Origin of the sequence: Flavobacterium sp. FlaQc-28 (genome assembly GCF_044007415.1) — a bacterium.
Lineage (GTDB): Bacteria > Bacteroidota > Bacteroidia > Flavobacteriales > Flavobacteriaceae > Flavobacterium.
This window is the reverse complement of record NZ_JBIPCM010000008.1, coordinates 1-17558: the sequence shown is the minus strand read 5'-3', so window position 1 is coordinate 17558 and position 17558 is coordinate 1. Positions and strand designations below refer to the sequence as shown.

Genomic DNA, 17558 nt, shown 5'->3' with positions numbered 1-17558 from the left:
TTGGGGTCGAACTTATAAAATTAAAATAATTTTAACAAGTTTTATATGTCATTTAACATTATCAAATGACATATTTATACTACAATAAAAATATATTTTAATCAAATAGTAAGCAATAGCCTATAATTATCACCAAAGCGGATAGAAAAAAGAAAAGAATCTAGTCTATTAATAAATTAACTACATTTTTAATAGTACACTTAACAAAATGGAAAACTACTGCATCAAACATGAAAAAGCCGTCTAAAAATTTAGACGGCTTTTAACTCCTTACCATTTTTACACTAAAAGGGTTACTAATTCAAAATAGACAAAAATGAATATAAGGAAGATATTTTCATCCTACATTTGACGACAAAAAAGCGGATTTTTTATAGAGATAGTTGTTTTGCTGTAAAGAACAAAACATAATAATTATAAGAAGGGAGCCTTACATTACCAAACAAGATTTGTTTTTTTAGATTTCTGAAGCAAACATAGTAAAAATAAAGGTTATTTCCTACAAAAATATAAAAGAAAAATATATCTTACTTTAGTGTTTTATAATCATTTTACAGTAATAACAAAAAAAGCCAATAGTTTTTCAACTATTGGCTTTTTATAATTTTAAAGAATGCGGTGGTTAAACCTTAACTTGGATCAACACACTCAGAATAAGTAACGATATGTTTAGTCAAATCTGTCCATTTTGGCTCAGGATTATCAGAAATTACTTTTTGACAGCTTCCCCATAATGGTTGAAATTCTTTTTTATAATCTTTTTTCTTTAATAAAAATGCTGGAGAATCTTTTTTAGCAACATAATATGATTTTGCATCTCCACCAACAAACTTAACTCCTCCTACTCCTAAAGATGTAGTTTCTTTTGCATAAGGATCGCAGTATACTTTAACATCCTTACTGAATCCAGGATTTAAAAGCTGCATTAATAATTTTGAATTTTTCTTTTTAACTTTTACGTCAGCAGTTTCGAAATAAGCGTAACCTTGGTTTAAGAAATCTTGATTTAATTTCTCATCATTCCACTTTTTGAAATCTTCAAGAAAATTTAGTTTCTTTCCTAAATTATCAAGTCCACTTGGCGGTAAATACATAAACTTAATATCTTCTGGTTTTAGTTTGTGTTTTTTTCCCGCTCCATCTTGCAATTTGATGAATTCAATTAATCCTTTGTCTCTGTCAATATCTCTAATAGTTCCATTAATTTCAGTTCCGTCAGCCAAAGTTATATACGCTGTTTTACTGTGTGAAAATCCATAAGATGGGGAAATTAAATTTTGTGCTTTCGCTGCAGTAAATGCAATAAAAAGCATCATAAAAAATAACGGTTTTTTAATCATTGTTTTGGTTTTAGAATTGTGCCTACTCTTACGATTTTCGGCTTCCTCGCTTTATTTTCATAACACAAAAAGAAGATTAGCTTCCTAAAAAACACTTGTGTTTTTAATTACAATTGACAATCATTTTCCTACTGTAAACATAATTATAAAAACGATATATACAAGCCATAATTTATTTTTTTTACACGAAAATTCAGGCATACTAATGATAACATTTCACTAACAATAACTTTAACTTTTCTACACTTTTCAAACACCAACCATCAAATTAATTCAAAAAAAAAGCTGATAATTGTTTCCAATTATCAGCTTTTTAATAGGTTTTCTTCAACTACATTCTTTCCGGAACCTCAATTCCTAATAATTCAAATGCAGATTTTATAACTTCGGCAACTTTTTGTGAAAGCTGTACTCTGAATATTTTTTTTGTCAAATCTACTTCACCTAAAATATGAACTGATTGATAGAATGAATTGTATTCTTTTACTAAATCATAAGTATAGTTAGCAATTAATGCCGGGCTGTGATTTTGTGCTGCATTCTGAATTATCTCAGGAAAAAGCTCGATTTGTTTTACGAGTTCTTTTTCTTTTTCGTGCATCTCTTCAATCTGTGATTTAGCCGAAAAATCAAAATCGGCTTTACGAATGATCGATTGGATTCTTGCATATGTATATTGAATAAACGGACCAGTATTTCCAGCAAAATCAACAGATTCTTCAGGATTAAACAAAATACGTTTTTTAGGATCTACTTTTAAAATATAATACTTTAATGCGCCAAGGCCAATTGTTTTATACAATTTAGCTTTCTCCTCATCAGAGTAACTATTTAACTTCCCAAGATCTTCCGAGATCTGTTTTGCGGTATCTGCCATATCCTGCATCAAATCATCTGCATCAACAACAGTTCCTTCACGGCTTTTCATTTTTCCAGAAGGCAAATCAACCATTCCGTATGATAAATGATATAAGCTTGACGCCCAATCAAATCCTAATTTTTTAAGGATTAAAAACAAAACTTTAAAATGATAATCTTGCTCGTTTCCAACGGTATAAACCATTCCGCCAACATCCGGCATATCTTTAACACGTTGAATTGCTGTTCCAATATCTTGCGTCATATAAACGGCAGTTCCATCTGAACGCAATACAATTTTACGGTCTAAACCTTCATCTGTCAAATCAATCCAAACAGAACCATCAGGATCTTTTTCAAAAACGCCTTTATCAAGACCTACTTGAACAACATCTTTCCCTAATAAATAAGTATTGCTTTCGTAATAGTATTTATCAAAGTTAACACCAAGGTTAGAATAGGTTACAGCAAAACCGTCATAAACCCATTGGTTCATTTTTTTCCAAAGAGCAATAACTTTCTCATCCCCGGCTTCCCATTTTTTAAGCATTTCTTGTGCTTCAATAATAATTGGCGCTTGTTTTTTTGCTTCTTCTTCGGTTTTACCAGTTTCTATTAATTGATTAATTTCTGCTTTGTAAGCTTTATCAAATTCAACGTAATATTTACCAACTAATTTATCTCCTTTTAAATTTGAACTTTCCGGAGTTTCTCCGTTTCCAAATTTCTCCCAAGCCAGCATCGATTTACAGATATGAATTCCGCGATCGTTGATGATTTGCGTTTTATAAACTTTTTTTCCTGAAGCTTTAATAATTTCAGCTACAGAATATCCTAACAAATTGTTACGTACGTGACCTAAGTGTAAAGGCTTATTTGTATTTGGCGAAGAATACTCGACCATAATTGCCTTATCTTCAGCATTTGGAGTTACATATCCAAATTTAGAATTGTCTTTTATATCATTAAAGAAATTTAAATAATAGCTGTCTGATATTACAATATTCAAGAAACCAGAAACCACATTGAAACGAGCAACTTCTGAAACATTTTCAACCAGATAATTTCCAATTTTATTACCTAATTCCGCAGGATTGCTTTTAATAACTTTTACCAAAGGAAAAATCACCATTGTAATATCGCCTTCAAACTCTTTTCTAGTAGTTTGAAATTCGATTTTATCAACTGTAACGTCAAATAATGCTTGTATTGCTTTTTGTATAGAAGGTGTAAGAATTTGTGATAATGACATGTAAACTTATTTTTAAAGTGAGCAAAGATACTGCTTATTCATCAATAACAGAAAATGAATAACATATAAAATACTATATAACTATTAGAATTTCTTAAAACCTTCTTGCTTCCAAGTGTTAAAATTATCAAAAAATAAAAACCTTAATCCCTTACAATACAGAAGCATTCATAAAATCACACATTTTTTTAACTTTTTTTCTGTAACATATCGCTGACTAAAGAGTCTTAATAAGGGACTTCGAATTTATTATGAAAAACAAAAAGAGTAAAATAAACAAAAACAATCACATCATCAATCAATCAAAATAATCATTATCACATTATGAAACTAAAATTCTTTCTGTTGGCATTACTAGGTGTAATCTCGACAGTACAAGCTCAAAATTCAGGAACGGTCTCTGGAAAAATTACTGAAAAATCTAATAACGCACCTATTTCTTATGCTACGGTATCGATTAAAGATAACGGAAAAGTTGTTTCGGGCGTAAACACAGATGACAACGGAGACTTTACTTTTAAAAACTTAGCTTTAAAAAGTTATACAATTGAAATTCAATATATCGGTTTTAGAAAATATATTGGTTCAATTATTTTAAGTGAAAACAAGAAATCTGCAACGGTAAATGTTTCTCTTGAAGAAGAAGCAACACAATTAAAAGGTGTAAACATTGTTGCCGAACGTTCTACAATCGAACAAAAAATCGACAGAAAAGTAGTTAATGTTGGTAAAGATTTAACGACGGCCGGCGCTTCTGCATCTGATATTATGAACAATATTCCTTCTGTAAATGTAGACCAAGACGGAAAACTTTCACTTCGTGGAAATGATAATGTTCGTGTGTTAATTGACGGAAGACCTTCAAATATTGACCCAGCACAATTGTTAAAACAAATTCCATCAACTTCAATCAAAAAAATTGAGTTAATTACAAACCCAAGTGCAAAATACAATCCAGAAGGAATGTCTGGAATCATCAATATCATTTTGCACAAAAATGCAAATACGGGTTTTAACGGAAGCTACAGCGGAGGTATTACTTTTGGAGAAACAGCAAAATACAACCAATCTTTAGACTTAAATTATAAAACTGGAAAAGTAAATTTCTTTGGAAACGTTGGACAAAACTTTGGTAAATATCAAAATGAAGGTTTTATGAGAAGATTAGATCAAGATATTGTACAAAATATCGACGTTCTAAATGATAATGACTCTTATTTGTATAAAATTGGTATGGATTATTTAATTGATGATCGCAATACTTTGTCTATTTATACCAACCAAAATAAATCGAATGGTAAAGGATTTGTTGATACTGATATTGATTACAACAATGTAGCTGATTCTGACATTTACAATATTTTCCAGAAATCTAAATACACAGGACCAGATCAAGTGGGAACTTATAATTTAGCTTACAAGCATATTTTCAAAAAAGAAGGTCATACTTTAGACTTTGAAGGAAACTATAGTGATAATAAAGAAACCCAATATGCTTCTTTTGACACTAGAACAACTAAACTTGACAATACTACAAGCGATGTCATTTTTGAGGATCATATTAAAGGTACAAGAAAATTAACCACATTAAATCTTGATTACGTAAATCCATTAAATGAAAAAACAACGCTTGAAGCTGGTGCTGAGGCTAGACTTACTAGAACAGATAACGATTATACAACAGGAAATCCTTTAATGCCCATTGCTGATCGAGTTTCAAATTACACTTACGATACTGATATATACTCAGCATATGTAACTTTTGGGCAAAAATTTAAAAAATTCAGTTACCAAGTAGGTGCTCGTTTTGAAAGCTATAAAGTAGCGGCTAATTTGAACCATGGTAAAGATAAATTTGATGATGACTATATCACATTATATCCATCTGCTTATTTAACGTATAACTTAAATGAGAAAAACACTTTGCAATTGAGCTACAGCCGTCGTGTTGACCGTCCGAGTTTAGAACAAACAAAACCTATTCGTGAGTTTGCAACTCCATTAGTTACTTCTTTAGGAAATCCTGAACTAAGACCTCAATTCACCAATTCTGTAGAGGTAAACTATACAAAAACACTTGAAAAAGGAAGTTTTACTGCTGGTGTTTTCGTAAGAAGCATTAATGATCAAATTAGTAGAATTTTATACCCAGACCCAGCAGATGCAAGTGGTGAGAAACAAATTATGACTTTTACTAACTACGATAATAATACTGCATACGGTTTTGAAGCTTCGTTTAATTATAAAATTACAAAATGGTGGGATATTCAGCCATCTATTGATTTCTCAAGCATTAACCAAGAGGGAATCGTTTTCTTGTATGATCCTGCAACAAAGACAAGTAATCCATTAGAAAGAAAAATTACTGTTGCCGCATTCAACGGCCGTATGAATTCAAACTTTAAAGTAAACAAACGTTTAAGCTTTTTACTATTTGGTTTCTATAGAGGTGCTACAGACGGACTTCAAAACAACAGCCACGAAATGTATAAAATGGACATAGGTTCTCGTTATACTTTATTAAACAACAAAATGAATATAAGTTTACGTTTTAATGACGTTTTCAATACAATGAAATATGCCTTTGACACTATGTATCCTTACCCGCAATTGGGACAATTTACATGGGAAAGCCAAACCGTTTATTTAGGCTTAACGTACAACTTTGGAGGTGCAAAAATTAAAAACTTACAACGTAAACAAAGAGAAGACAATACTAATAAAGGCGGCGGCGGAATGTTCTAATCCCGCTTTTATTAGATCTATTTTAATATTTTAAATAATTACTTGTAGAAAAAAAGCCTGAAGTTTGCCAACTTCAGGCTTTTTATTTAGCTATAAAAAGTTTTTTAACTCTTTTACTTCTTCTGGATTTGCAGTTTCCGTATTATCTGTAATTGCCGATGAATGATAAAAAGTCGGCTCCAGTTTATCTTGAAGCAATTTAATATTAGAAGATCGCAATCCACCGCCGGGCATAATTTCAATTCGATCTTTTGCCAGTTTTTGAATCAATACCAAATCAAAAATACCTTCTTCAACATTTTTTCCTCGTCCAGAAGTTAGAATTGTATTAAAACCACACGCAATAACATCTTCAAGCGATTGCTCAAAATCATTGACAACATCAAAAGCACGGTGAAAAGTACACGAAAGTGAACCTGCCAAATTAACCAGCTCTTGATTTTGTTTTTTATTTACACTTCCATCTTCATTCAAAATTCCAAAAACAAAACCGTCAACTCCTAGTTTTTTAAACTGTTTTATGTCTTGTTTCATTTCGACAAACTCATCATCGGTATAAACAAAATTTCCTCCGCGTGGTCGTATAATTACGTGCATTTTTATATTCAGCTTTTCACGAACTCTTACTGCTGATATAGTATTGGGAGTTGTTCCGCCAAGCTGCATATTGTCACACAATTCAATTCGGTCAGCACCATTTTCTTGTGCTATTATTGCCGATTCATAATTGAAACAGGCTATTTCTAGTTGATTTTTTTTCATTTTATTTAAAGATGTTTCTTAAAATTTGTCATATCGAAGTAATCTTATACAACTTCCTTATTCCTCGCAATAACACAAACAAAATTATAAAAAAACCTGCTCCATAATGAAGCAGGTTTTCAAAATATAATGCAAGATGAATTAATTTACCATTTAATAATTGCGCTCGCCCAAGTAAATCCACTTCCAAAAGCAGCTAAAACTACAGTATCTCCAGATTTAATTTTACCTTGTTCCCAAGCTTCTGTCAAAGCAATTGGAATAGATGCTGCAGTTGTATTTCCGTACTTTTGAATGTTATTATGAACTTGATCATCTGACAATTTGAATTTATTTTGAATAAATTGTGAAATTCTCAAATTTGCCTGATGCGGAATCAACATATCAATATCTGAAACCTGCAAACCATTTGCTTCTAAACCTTCATTTATTACTTCAGCAAAACGAACTACGGCATTCTTGAATACAAACTGTCCGTTCATATACGGATAATAACTTTCGTCATTCGGATCGTTATCAGCAATAATATCTGTTACCCAACGCGCTCCCATTCCCGGCGCCTGCAAAGCCAATTCTTCGGCATGCTGTCCTTCAGAGTGCAAATGCGTTGATAAAATCCCTTTCGTCAAATCTTCTTCACGGCTTAAAACAGCTGCTCCCGCTCCATCTCCAAAAATAACCGAAACACCACGTCCGCGGGTTGTCATATCTAGTCCTGTTGAATGCACTTCAGAACCTATTACCAAAATATTTTTATACATTCCGGTTTTAATATACTGATCTGCAACCGAAAGAGCATACACAAAACCAGAACATTGATTTCTAACATCTAAAGCTCCTACTGTTCTTAATCCTAAATCACGTTGTACTAAAACTCCAGGTCCTGGAAAATAGTAATCTGGACTTAATGTCGCAAAAACCACAAAATCTATATCTTCTTTGGCTACACCAGAACGCTCAATTGCAATTTTAGCAGCTTTCACTCCCATTGAAGTTGTAGTATCTTCTCCACGAATGATATGTCTTCTTTCCTGAATTCCGGTACGTTCCTGAATCCATTCATCATTGGTATCTATAATCTTAGACAAATCATCATTTGTCACGACATTTGAAGGAACATAATATCCTAAGCCCGCTATTTTTGAATGATACATATTCTTTTATTATTTGTTAAAAATTTAGAATGCAAATTTAAGTATACTTTAAAAAATTAGCATACAAATTAGTCTTTTTTTCGTAATTATCAGTTTAATATCTTTTAATTATAAGACTGTTTAAAAACATTTAATTCTCAATTAAACATCAATTTAAACAAATAACTGAAAAGAATGAAAAATAACCTATAAAATGTAACAAGACTACTGTATCTTAGACAAACATTTTTATGTGTTCTTAATTCAAATCCAAAAAATCCAAATCATGAAATTAAAGGTTACTCTATTTTTACTTTTACACCTTGGTTTATTTTCTTTTGCACAAGAAAATTTAACGTATCAAAAACCTTCTAAATCTATTCTAGATCTAGCTGATTATCAAAGAGCTCCAACCGTATCTATGGATACAAAAAAAGAAAACATGCTCTTATTGTATCGAGATACATACAAAACGCTTGATGATTTAAATCAAGAAGAACTTCGTTTAGCAGGTTTAAGAATCAATCCTATTACTAACATTTCGAGTACTGTTACTTATGTAACCAATTTAAAAGTTAGAAAAATAAGCGGAAAAGATGAAACTCAGGTTTCAGGACTGCCAAACAACCCTAAAATAAGCAATATACTTTGGTCTCCAAATGACAAAAAAGTATTATTCTCTCACACCACAAATTCGGGTGTTGAACTTTGGGTGCTAGATATTGCAACTGCTCAAGCAACAAAACTTACTGAAGCAACTGTAAATGCAAATCTTGGAAATCCTTTCAGCTGGTTTTTAGACAATGAAACTATTTTGGTAAAAATGCTGCCAAAAAACAGACAGCCTCTTTTAGATTCTAAAAAAGATTTACCAACCGGTCCAATTATCTCTAACACTTCTGGAGAAAAATCTCAAAATAGAACTTATCCTGATATGTTGAAAAACAAAAATGATGAGGCTAATTTTGAAAACATAATTACATCTGAATTATATAAAGTAAAACTAAATGGAGATACTACTCTTTTTAAAGAAGCGGCTATGTTTGCCGGTGAAAGAATTTCTCCTGATGGTAACTATATAATGCTGACTACTATTCAAAAACCTTTTTCGTATGTAGTTCCATTAAACAGATTTCCGTCTAAAACAGTTGTTTATGACGTAAGAGGAAAAGAAATTAAAACGGTTAACGAAGTACCTTTAAACGAAATCATGCCAAAAGGTTTTATGGCTGTTCGCAAAGGAAAAAGAGAAATGGCATGGAGAAATGACAAACCTGCAACTTTATCTTATGTAGAAGCTTTAGACGAAGGTAATCCAGCAAACAAAGTAGATTTTAGAGATGAAGTTTTTCTATGGGAAGCTCCATTTACAAATGATGCAACAACATTAGTAAAACTTCCTCAACGCTATGGCTATATTACTTGGGGGAACGATAATATTGCTTTTATTACTGACGAATGGTATGACACTCGTAATACTAAAACATATCTAATCAATCCGTCAAATCCAGGACAACAGCCAAAAGTAATTACAGATAGAAACCAACAAGATGTTTATTCAGATCCAGGAGCTTTTGAAACAAAAAAGAATCAATACAATAAACAAGTTTTAGCGATCGAAAAAGACAATGCTTACCGAATTGGTGACGGATATACAAAAGAAGGACAATTCCCTTTTATTGATGAATTCAATTTAAAAACTTTAAAAACAAAACGTATTTATACTTCTCCTTACAAAGACAAGAAAGAAGATCTAATCGAAATTGAAGACTTCAAAACTGGAAAAGTTTTAGTTCAAATTCAATCTAAGAGTGAATATCCAAATTACTACTTTAGAAATATCAAAAAACAAAACAGTATAACACCTATTACTACTTTTAAAAATCCATTTGAAAGCATTAAAGATGTTAGTAAAGAAGTAATCAAATACAAACGTAAAGATGGATTAGAGCTTTCTGGAACTTTATATCTTCCTGTTGGCTATGACAAAGCTAAAAAAGAGAAAATGCCTTTATTAATCTGGGCTTATCCAGCAGAATACAAAGACAGAAACAGCGCAAGTCAATCAACCCAAAACTCTAACGAATTTACATTTCCATATTATGGATCATTTGTATATTGGGTAACAAAAGGATACGTAGTTCTTGATGATGCTGCTTTTCCAATTATTGGAGAAGGAACGACAGAACCAAACGACAATTTCATATCTCAGTTAGTAGACAATGCTGCAGCTGCAATTGATGCAGTTGACGCATTAGGTTATATTGATCGTAAAAAAGTGGCTGTTGGAGGACATTCTTACGGTGCATTTATGACGGCTAATTTATTGACGCATTCTAACTTATTTGCATGTGGAATTGCAAGAAGTGGTGCTTACAACAGAACGCTAACGCCGTTCGGATTTCAAACTGAACAAAGAAACTACTGGGAAGTTCCTGAAGTTTACAATACTATGTCACCGTTTATGAATGCAGATAAAATGAAAACACCATTATTATTAGTTCATGGTGAAGCAGATAACAATCCTGGAACTTTTACTTTACAGACTGAGCGTTATTTTCAAGCTTTAAAAGGCTTGGGTGCTCCAGCTAGAATGGTAATTTTACCGAAAGAATCACACAGTTATGTTGCTAAAGAAAACATTCTGCACTTACTTTGGGAACAAGATCAGTTTTTAGAAAAGTATTTAAAAAAATAAATCGCTATAATCGATTATAAAAATAAACCCGATAGATTTTGAAATCTATCGGGTTTTATATTTTACAAGTAATTTAAACCAAGAAATATTTCTTGCTCTAACGGGAGATCTATTTCACTTTCAAAAAACACTAATTGCCTTTTATAAACCGTTTCAATTAAAAAATGACTTCCTCTAAAATAAGTTCTTCTAATTTTTACAGGTAGTTTAGATTCCGAAACCATTTTAAACTGGTGCGGATAAACTAATGTTTTATGTGTTTCATCTTCATAAGGAAGTAATAAATGTGTTGCAATTTCATTTACTTCACCAAATAATGAAGCTACATATTTAGTTTCAGGATCCTCGTATATTTTTGTTGGATTGTCTTTTACAATTATTTCTCCGTGACGCATAACAATTGCTTCATCTGCAAATGACAAAGCATCTGTGCTGTCGTGAGTTGCAATAATACAGGTAATTCCTTTTTGTTTTAAATAACGAAATAAATTACGACGCAAAGCATTTTTACGAAAAGCATCGATCTGACTAAAAGGTTCGTCTAACAAGATAACTTCGGGCTCTAAAGCTAAAACTCTTACCAAAGCTACTCTCTGCTGCTGACCACCGCTCAAAAATTTTGCTTTAACATTTGAGAACGATTCCATTTCTACCATCTCTAACAACTCCTGAACGCGAAGTTTTTTCATATTAGCAAAACCATTCGACAGAAACTTACCTACATTTTCAGCAACCGTTTCATAAGGAGACAAATCAAAATCCTGTGCCAGATATTTCATAAATGGCATACCAGGAATCAAATTGTATTTTGGTCCTAAAATTGGTTTTTCACCATAAAACATTTTTCCTTCGTCTAGATTATATAAACCATATATAAGTTTTAACAGCGTGCTTTTACCACAGCCGCTCTCGCCAATAATAGCAATATTCTCGCCTTTGTTTATAGTAAAAGAAACGTCTTTAATAACGGGTTTATCGGTATACGTAAAAGAGATATTCTGAATGTCAAGCATGGGTTGTATTTGAAAGTCCAAATTTACAATGTTTAATTTCTAATGTCAAAAAAAAAAGCTGCATCAATTAAGAAACAGCTTTTTTTATATTTTATTTTATCTGAAATTATTTTCCAGCTTCAGCTTTTGCATCGTTAACCATTTTATCGTTTGCAGTAATAGAAAATTCTACACGACGGTTTTGAGCTCTTCCTTCTGGAGTATCGTTTGTTGCAATAGGATCAACAATACCTAAACCTGAAGTTTTAAAACGGCTAGATTTTAATCCTTTAGAAACTAAATAAGCTTGTACAGAAGCAGCTCTTTGTCCTGAAAGTGTCAAGTTATATTCTGGTTTACCAGTATTATCTGTATAACCAAAAATCTGAATATCAGTATCACCATAAGCATTAAACACAGGAACTAATTTATCTAAGTTCGCTTTTGCCTGAGCAGTAAGAGTTGATTTATTAGTATCAAAACGAACAGCATTTTCATTCAAAGTCAAGTGAATTCCCTCACCAACTCTTTCAACATCTGCACCTGGCAAAGCCTGATCGATCTCACGAGCCTGTTTATCCATTTTGTTTCCAATAAGAGCACCAGTTCCACCACCAACAGCAGCTCCAATAGCAGCACCTAAAGCAGCATTACCGCCATGTCCTAAGTTGTTTCCTAAAATACCACCAATAAGTCCACCAGCAACTACTCCAATTCCGGCGCCTTTTTGTGTATTATTAGCATTTTGCACTGAGTCGCAGCTTGTAAATAAACTAACTAATACAAGTAAGCTACTTAATCCTAAAACTGTTATCTTTTTCATCTTTTCCTTTTTTTATATATTAATTAGCTCTCTGAAATTGGTAAGTAACATCTGTTACTTGTCCGCCAACATTAATGTTGTCAATTAACTGAAATGAATTATCAGTAAGTCCTGCAACTTTAAGTAAATATCCTGATTTAACATTTTTTGATTTTGTTCCCGGATCAACAATTTTAAGTACAAAAAGTCCTTGATTGTTAATACTCCAAACAATTGGAGAAGTAAAACCAGTACAACTTGGAGATGTTAAAGCCATCGTACCCTTATTATTATTTGAGATAAAACTCCAAGTACTGCCTATAAAACACTTAGAATCTGCAAGATCAAAAGAAGTAACTTTGATATAATCAGAGCCTGGATAAGACACATTAGTAAGTACCCAATTTCCTTTAAGTGCAACTTGAGTCGGTCGATCAAGTTTAGTCGAAAGCGTTGGTGCTTCATTAGAAGAAGCTGTTGTAGACGAAGCTGATTTACACGCAAAAAACGTAGCGGCAACCATGCAAATGAAAATAATTTTCTTCATTTTGTTACATTATTTAAGTTAATACTTACTCGTTTAACAATTATTATACCACAAATATACGATTCGTGCCGACAAAATTTGTTTTAGAATCCATTTATTTTCTTTCAAAATTAACACTTGCGACAATTTGTCACCTTAAAAGCAATTGGTATTTTATTTGACGGAATGAAAATCATCAAGTTAAACTCAAAAAATTAAAAAATATGACAACAGGTAAAATTAATGTTTCGGTAGAAAACATCTTTCCCTTAATCAAAAAGTTTTTATACAGCGACCACGAAATTTTTCTTCGTGAGCTGGTTTCAAATGGAACCGATGCTACTTTAAAATTAAAACATCTTATCAGCATCGGAGAAGCCAAAGTTGAATACGGAAATCCAGTTATTGAAATCAAAGTTGATAAAGAAGGAAAAAAAATCCACATTATTGACCAAGGTTTAGGTATGACTGCTGATGAAGTAGAAAAATACATTAATCAAGTTGCTTTTTCAGGAGCCGAAGAATTCTTAGATAAATACAAAGATTCTGCAAAAGATTCTGGAATTATCGGGCATTTTGGTCTTGGTTTTTATTCTGCATTTATGGTTGCAGAAAAAGTAGAAATCATTACTAAATCATATAAAGATGAACCTGCAGCTCACTGGACTTGCGACGGAAGCCCTGAATTTACTTTAGAGCCAGCTGACAAAACTTCACGTGGTACAGAAATCATCCTTCATGTTGCAGAAGATTCATTAGAATTTTTAGAAGATTCTAAAATCAGCAGCTTATTGAATAAGTATAACAAGTTTATGCCTATTCCAATTAAATTTGGAACAAGAACTGAAACTCTTCCTAAACCAGAAGATGCTCCAGAAGATTATGTAAATGAAACTGTCGAAATTGACAACATCATAAACAACCCAAATCCAGCTTGGACAAAACAACCATCTGAATTATCTGACGAAGATTATAAAAACTTCTACAGAGAATTGTATCCAATGCAGTTTGAAGAACCATTATTCAACATTCACTTAAATGTAGATTATCCGTTTAACCTAACTGGGATTTTATATTTCCCTAAATTAGGTTCTGACATGCAAATTCAAAAAGATAAAATTCAACTGTATCAAAACCAAGTTTACGTTACTGATAATGTAGAAGGAATTGTACCTGAGTTTTTAACAATGCTTAAAGGTGTAATTGATTCTCCAGACATTCCGTTAAACGTTTCTCGTTCAGGTTTACAAGCTGATGGTGCTGTTAAGAAAATTTCAAATTATATCACTCGTAAAGTAGCTGATAAACTGAAAGCTTTATTTAACGAAAACCGTGCTGATTTTGAAGCAAAATGGAACGATATTAAAATTGTTCTAGAATACGGAATGCTTTCTGAAGATAAATTCTACGAAAAAGCGGGTGCATTTGTTTTGTATCCAACAGTAGATAATACTTATTTTACTTTAGAAGAATTAAAAGAAAAATTAAAAGAGAACCAAACTAACAAAGATGGTAAACTTGTAGTTCTTTATGCAGGAAACAAAGAAGAACAACATTCTTATATTGAAACTGCAAAAGAAAAAGGATATGAAGTATTACTTTTAGATTCTCCTATTATTTCGCATTTAATTCAAAAAATTGAAAACGACAATACAGATTTAACTTTCGTTCGTGTAGATTCTGATCATATTGATAATTTAATCAAAAAAGATGAAAACACGATTTCAAAATTATCTGATGAAGAAAAAGAAACTTTAAAAACATCATTAGAAGCTTATATTCCAAAAGCATATAGTGTACAACTTGAAGCTATGGACAGCCAAGCAGCACCATTCATTATTACGCAGCCAGAATTTATGCGTAGAATGAAAGAAATGAGTCAAAGCGGCGGCGGCGGAATGTTTGGAATGAACAATATGCCAGAAATGTACAATTTAGTTGTAAACACTAATTCTGACTTAGCAACAAGCATCTTAAATACTGAAGACAAAACACATCAGGAGCACTTGGTAAAACAAGCATTAGATTTAGCTAAATTATCGCAAAACCTATTAAAAGGAGAAGCATTGACTGCTTTTGTAAAAAGAAGTTTTGAAATGATTAAATAATCTTTTCAAAAAAATTCACTCTAAAATCCTACAGCACAATGCTGTGGGATTTTTTTTTGTGATTCATTTTTTTTATTACATTTGAATACCCTTTTTTTCTAACCTTAAACAAAACTACTATGAAAAAAACTTTTTTTCTCTTTGCAGCAATCTGCGTTTCCACATTTTTCTACATTTCGTGTTCAAGCAATGACGACATTGTAAACCAAACCGATACTAGTGCGGTTGGTGCATCTGTATTGATTGATGCTACAAGCGATATGGATATAAAAACTGGACTAACCGTAACTTCAAATAATAGTTCAACAGGTAAAACTGCTGAAAATACACCTGGAATTTGCGGAACTATTACTATTGAAAATTCAAATCAAAATTCTTATCCAAAGGTTTTCACTATCGATTATGGTACTTCTGGCTGTGCAAGCAATCAAATATTAAAAAAAGGAAAGTTAAAAATCACGCTTTCTGGTCCGGTAATTACAACTGGAAGTAAAATGACAATCGAACGAATTGATTATTCAATAAACAATCTTAAACTAGAAGGAACAATTGAATATACAAATACTACAACCGTTCCAACTGTGCCACAATTTAGCCGAAAAGTAATTAATGGTAAATTAACTGACTTAACAGGACGAGTTTATCTTAATTCAGGTCTAGTTACTGTAAAACAAACAGCCGGTGTTGATACACCATTTGTTTTAGAAGATAATGTTTATGAAATGCCAGAAGGCACACACACAATTACAACAGACAAAGGAGGATCCCTAACTTTGACAGTACAAGAAACATTAATCAAAAAATACTCCTGTGAATTTATCTCTAAAGGAAAATTAAAAATTTCAGGCGGCTCTTTAAATGGTATCATTGATTACGGAAACCTAGAATGTGACACTAAATATACCTATACACATGAAAATGGAACCACCTATATTCTAGCAATGTAAACGATTCATTATTAAAAATATATACAAATCCCAATTTAGAAATAGATTGGGATTTTATTTTTATTAAAATTTAATTCCTATTCATTACATTCAAACTATTTTCTTTATTTTGCACCAAAATCTAAAAACTAATGAAAAAATCAATTATTGCCTTTGTTACACTTGCATTACTTGCATCATGCAGCAAAAAAGAATCTGCTGACAACTTACATATAACTGGAAACATAAAAGGTTTAAAAAGCGGAACGCTTTATATCCAACGATTTGCCGACACAGCGCTTGTTGCAATTGACAGTATTAAAATTGATGGAAATTCGTCTTTTGAAAGAGATATAAAATTAGAATCACCAGAAGTATTGTATCTATTTCTTGATCGAGGTGTAACAAATTCTTTAGATAGTAACATTTTATTTTTTGCTGAGCCCGGAAACATCAATATTGAAACTAATTTAGATAACTTTATTTCAAGCGCAAAAATCACTGGATCTAAAAATCAGGAACTATACGAACAATATCAAAAAATAAACTCTCGTTTTATAGATGAAAACCTTACTATGGTAGCGTCGAAATTCAAAGCTATAAAAAGACAAGATCAAAAAGCAATAGATAGCATAGATGCCAAGCAACAATCAAATATCAAAAGAAAATATTTGTATGCCACAAACTTCGCCATTAACAATAAAGATTATGAGGTAGCACCTTATATTGCTTTAGCCGAAATTTACGATATAAATGTTAAATTTCTTGATACGATTCAAAAAACAATGACTCCAAAAGTAGCAAAATCGCTTTACGGAAAAAAATTAACCAAGTACGTAGCCGAAATCAAAAAGGCTGAACAAAAATAATCGTTGATATTAAAAAGGTCCTGAAATATTCAGGACCTTTTTTTATGCACTAAATTTAAAAACAAAGAATGATTTGTTTCGACAGCACCACTTAAGTCATCATAAAAAATTATATGCATACATTACCTTATTTCTTAAAATGCTCCTGCTAGAGATACTAACTACGTTTCCATCTTTTCTTATCTTATGAAGTACAAGAAATATCTCATGAGTATACGAAAAAGACAACTAACAAGATTCAGAATCTCTTTTTGATAAACAAAAGTGCATTACTAAATAAAATAAAAGCTTCTAAATGATTTCTTTCATTCGAATACAATCTTGTGTATAAAAAACAAAAAACAGCTTTAAAACAGCTGAAAACTAAAACCACAGTTATCGCTTTCAACCGCTGAGATACAATACATATTTCAGGAATGATTTCTAAAAGATTATAAAACAAAAAAATCCTCATCAAATGAATGATGAGGATTCTTAAAAGAAAGGCGACGACATACTCTCCCACAAAATTGCAGTACCATCTGCGCAGGCGGGCTTAACTACTCTG

12 protein-coding genes are annotated in these 17558 nt (G+C 31.8%); 5 read left to right on the top strand and 7 right to left on the bottom strand.

The features are described from left to right. Positions 1-629: 629 nt before the first annotated feature. A complete protein-coding gene (locus tag ACHRVL_RS18185) occupies positions 630-1340 on the bottom strand; it encodes a hypothetical protein (protein WP_395414819.1) in 711 nt (236 codons plus the stop codon). Between the two features lie 331 nt (positions 1341-1671). Next, positions 1672-3450 (bottom strand): arginine--tRNA ligase, encoded by a 1779-nt coding sequence (argS, locus tag ACHRVL_RS18180; protein ID WP_395414818.1) that lies wholly within the window; start codon positions 3448-3450, stop codon positions 1672-1674. A 324-nt stretch (positions 3451-3774) separates the two neighbouring features. On the opposite strand from argS, the gene ACHRVL_RS18175 reads away from it, so the two are divergent. Then, complete coding sequence (locus tag ACHRVL_RS18175; protein ID WP_395414817.1) at positions 3775-6195, top strand: TonB-dependent receptor domain-containing protein; 2421 nt, start codon at positions 3775-3777, stop codon at positions 6193-6195. A 90-nt stretch (positions 6196-6285) separates the two neighbouring features. Here ACHRVL_RS18175 and ACHRVL_RS18170 read toward each other — a convergent pair whose 3' ends face one another. Further along, positions 6286-6957, bottom strand: coding sequence for a copper homeostasis protein CutC (locus tag ACHRVL_RS18170; RefSeq protein ID WP_395414816.1), 672 nt, complete (start codon positions 6955-6957; stop codon positions 6286-6288). A 146-nt stretch (positions 6958-7103) separates the two neighbouring features. Next, positions 7104-8111, bottom strand: coding sequence for a 3-oxoacyl-ACP synthase III family protein (locus ACHRVL_RS18165; protein ID WP_089055930.1), 1008 nt, complete (start codon positions 8109-8111; stop codon positions 7104-7106). A gap of 265 nt (positions 8112-8376) precedes the next feature. Here ACHRVL_RS18165 and ACHRVL_RS18160 point away from each other — a divergent pair, with 265 nt between their 5' ends. Then, positions 8377-10788, top strand: coding sequence for a prolyl oligopeptidase family serine peptidase (locus ACHRVL_RS18160; RefSeq protein ID WP_395414815.1), 2412 nt, complete (start codon positions 8377-8379; stop codon positions 10786-10788). A gap of 62 nt (positions 10789-10850) precedes the next feature. Here ACHRVL_RS18160 and ACHRVL_RS18155 read toward each other — a convergent pair whose 3' ends face one another. The 3 genes from ACHRVL_RS18155 to ACHRVL_RS18145 all read right to left on the bottom strand — a co-directional run bounded on the left by ACHRVL_RS18155 (position 10851) and on the right by ACHRVL_RS18145 (position 13129). After that, entirely contained in the window at positions 10851-11801 is a 951-nt protein-coding gene (locus tag ACHRVL_RS18155; protein ID WP_089055932.1) for an ABC transporter ATP-binding protein, read from the bottom strand. A 106-nt stretch (positions 11802-11907) separates the two neighbouring features. Then, positions 11908-12603: an OmpA family protein gene (locus tag ACHRVL_RS18150; RefSeq protein ID WP_089055933.1), complete on the bottom strand. Its 696-nt coding sequence runs from the start codon at positions 12601-12603 to the stop codon at positions 11908-11910. 19 nt (positions 12604-12622) lie between these two features. Then, on the bottom strand, positions 12623-13129 hold the full coding sequence (locus tag ACHRVL_RS18145) for a lipocalin family protein (RefSeq protein WP_164973706.1): 507 nt from the start codon (positions 13127-13129) through the stop codon (positions 12623-12625). Positions 13130-13332: 203 nt separating this feature from the next. Between ACHRVL_RS18145 and htpG the strand changes: the two genes are divergently transcribed. From htpG to ACHRVL_RS18130, 3 genes are all read left to right on the top strand, one after another. Beyond that, on the top strand, positions 13333-15216 hold the full coding sequence (gene htpG, locus ACHRVL_RS18140; RefSeq protein ID WP_099720467.1) for a molecular chaperone HtpG: 1884 nt from the start codon (positions 13333-13335) through the stop codon (positions 15214-15216). A 119-nt stretch (positions 15217-15335) separates the two neighbouring features. Then, the gene (locus tag ACHRVL_RS18135; RefSeq protein WP_395414814.1) at positions 15336-16163 is read left to right on the top strand and encodes a hypothetical protein; all 828 of its coding nucleotides are present in this window, start codon (positions 15336-15338) and stop codon (positions 16161-16163) included. Between the two features lie 131 nt (positions 16164-16294). Then, positions 16295-17011 (top strand): DUF4369 domain-containing protein, encoded by a 717-nt coding sequence (locus ACHRVL_RS18130; protein ID WP_395414813.1) that lies wholly within the window; start codon positions 16295-16297, stop codon positions 17009-17011. Positions 17012-17558: the final 547 nt, after the last annotated feature.

What these genes read in the sequence shown, in the direction of transcription:
- ACHRVL_RS18155 (WP_089055932.1), bottom strand. Translation starts at nt 11,801, where the DNA reads ATGCTTGACATTCAGAATATCTCTTTTACGTATACCGATAAACCCGTT.
- ACHRVL_RS18130 (WP_395414813.1), top strand. Translation starts at nt 16,295, where the DNA reads ATGAAAAAATCAATTATTGCCTTTGTTACACTTGCATTACTTGCATCA.
- ACHRVL_RS18135 (WP_395414814.1), top strand. Translation starts at nt 15,336, where the DNA reads ATGAAAAAAACTTTTTTTCTCTTTGCAGCAATCTGCGTTTCCACATTT.
- ACHRVL_RS18160 (WP_395414815.1), top strand. Translation starts at nt 8,377, where the DNA reads ATGAAATTAAAGGTTACTCTATTTTTACTTTTACACCTTGGTTTATTT.
- argS (WP_395414818.1), bottom strand. Translation starts at nt 3,450, where the DNA reads ATGTCATTATCACAAATTCTTACACCTTCTATACAAAAAGCAATACAA.
- ACHRVL_RS18185 (WP_395414819.1), bottom strand. Translation starts at nt 1,340, where the DNA reads ATGATTAAAAAACCGTTATTTTTTATGATGCTTTTTATTGCATTTACT.
- ACHRVL_RS18175 (WP_395414817.1), top strand. Translation starts at nt 3,775, where the DNA reads ATGAAACTAAAATTCTTTCTGTTGGCATTACTAGGTGTAATCTCGACA.
- ACHRVL_RS18145 (WP_164973706.1), bottom strand. Translation starts at nt 13,129, where the DNA reads ATGAAGAAAATTATTTTCATTTGCATGGTTGCCGCTACGTTTTTTGCG.
- ACHRVL_RS18150 (WP_089055933.1), bottom strand. Translation starts at nt 12,603, where the DNA reads ATGAAAAAGATAACAGTTTTAGGATTAAGTAGCTTACTTGTATTAGTT.
- htpG (WP_099720467.1), top strand. Translation starts at nt 13,333, where the DNA reads ATGACAACAGGTAAAATTAATGTTTCGGTAGAAAACATCTTTCCCTTA.
- ACHRVL_RS18165 (WP_089055930.1), bottom strand. Translation starts at nt 8,111, where the DNA reads ATGTATCATTCAAAAATAGCGGGCTTAGGATATTATGTTCCTTCAAAT.
- ACHRVL_RS18170 (WP_395414816.1), bottom strand. Translation starts at nt 6,957, where the DNA reads ATGAAAAAAAATCAACTAGAAATAGCCTGTTTCAATTATGAATCGGCA.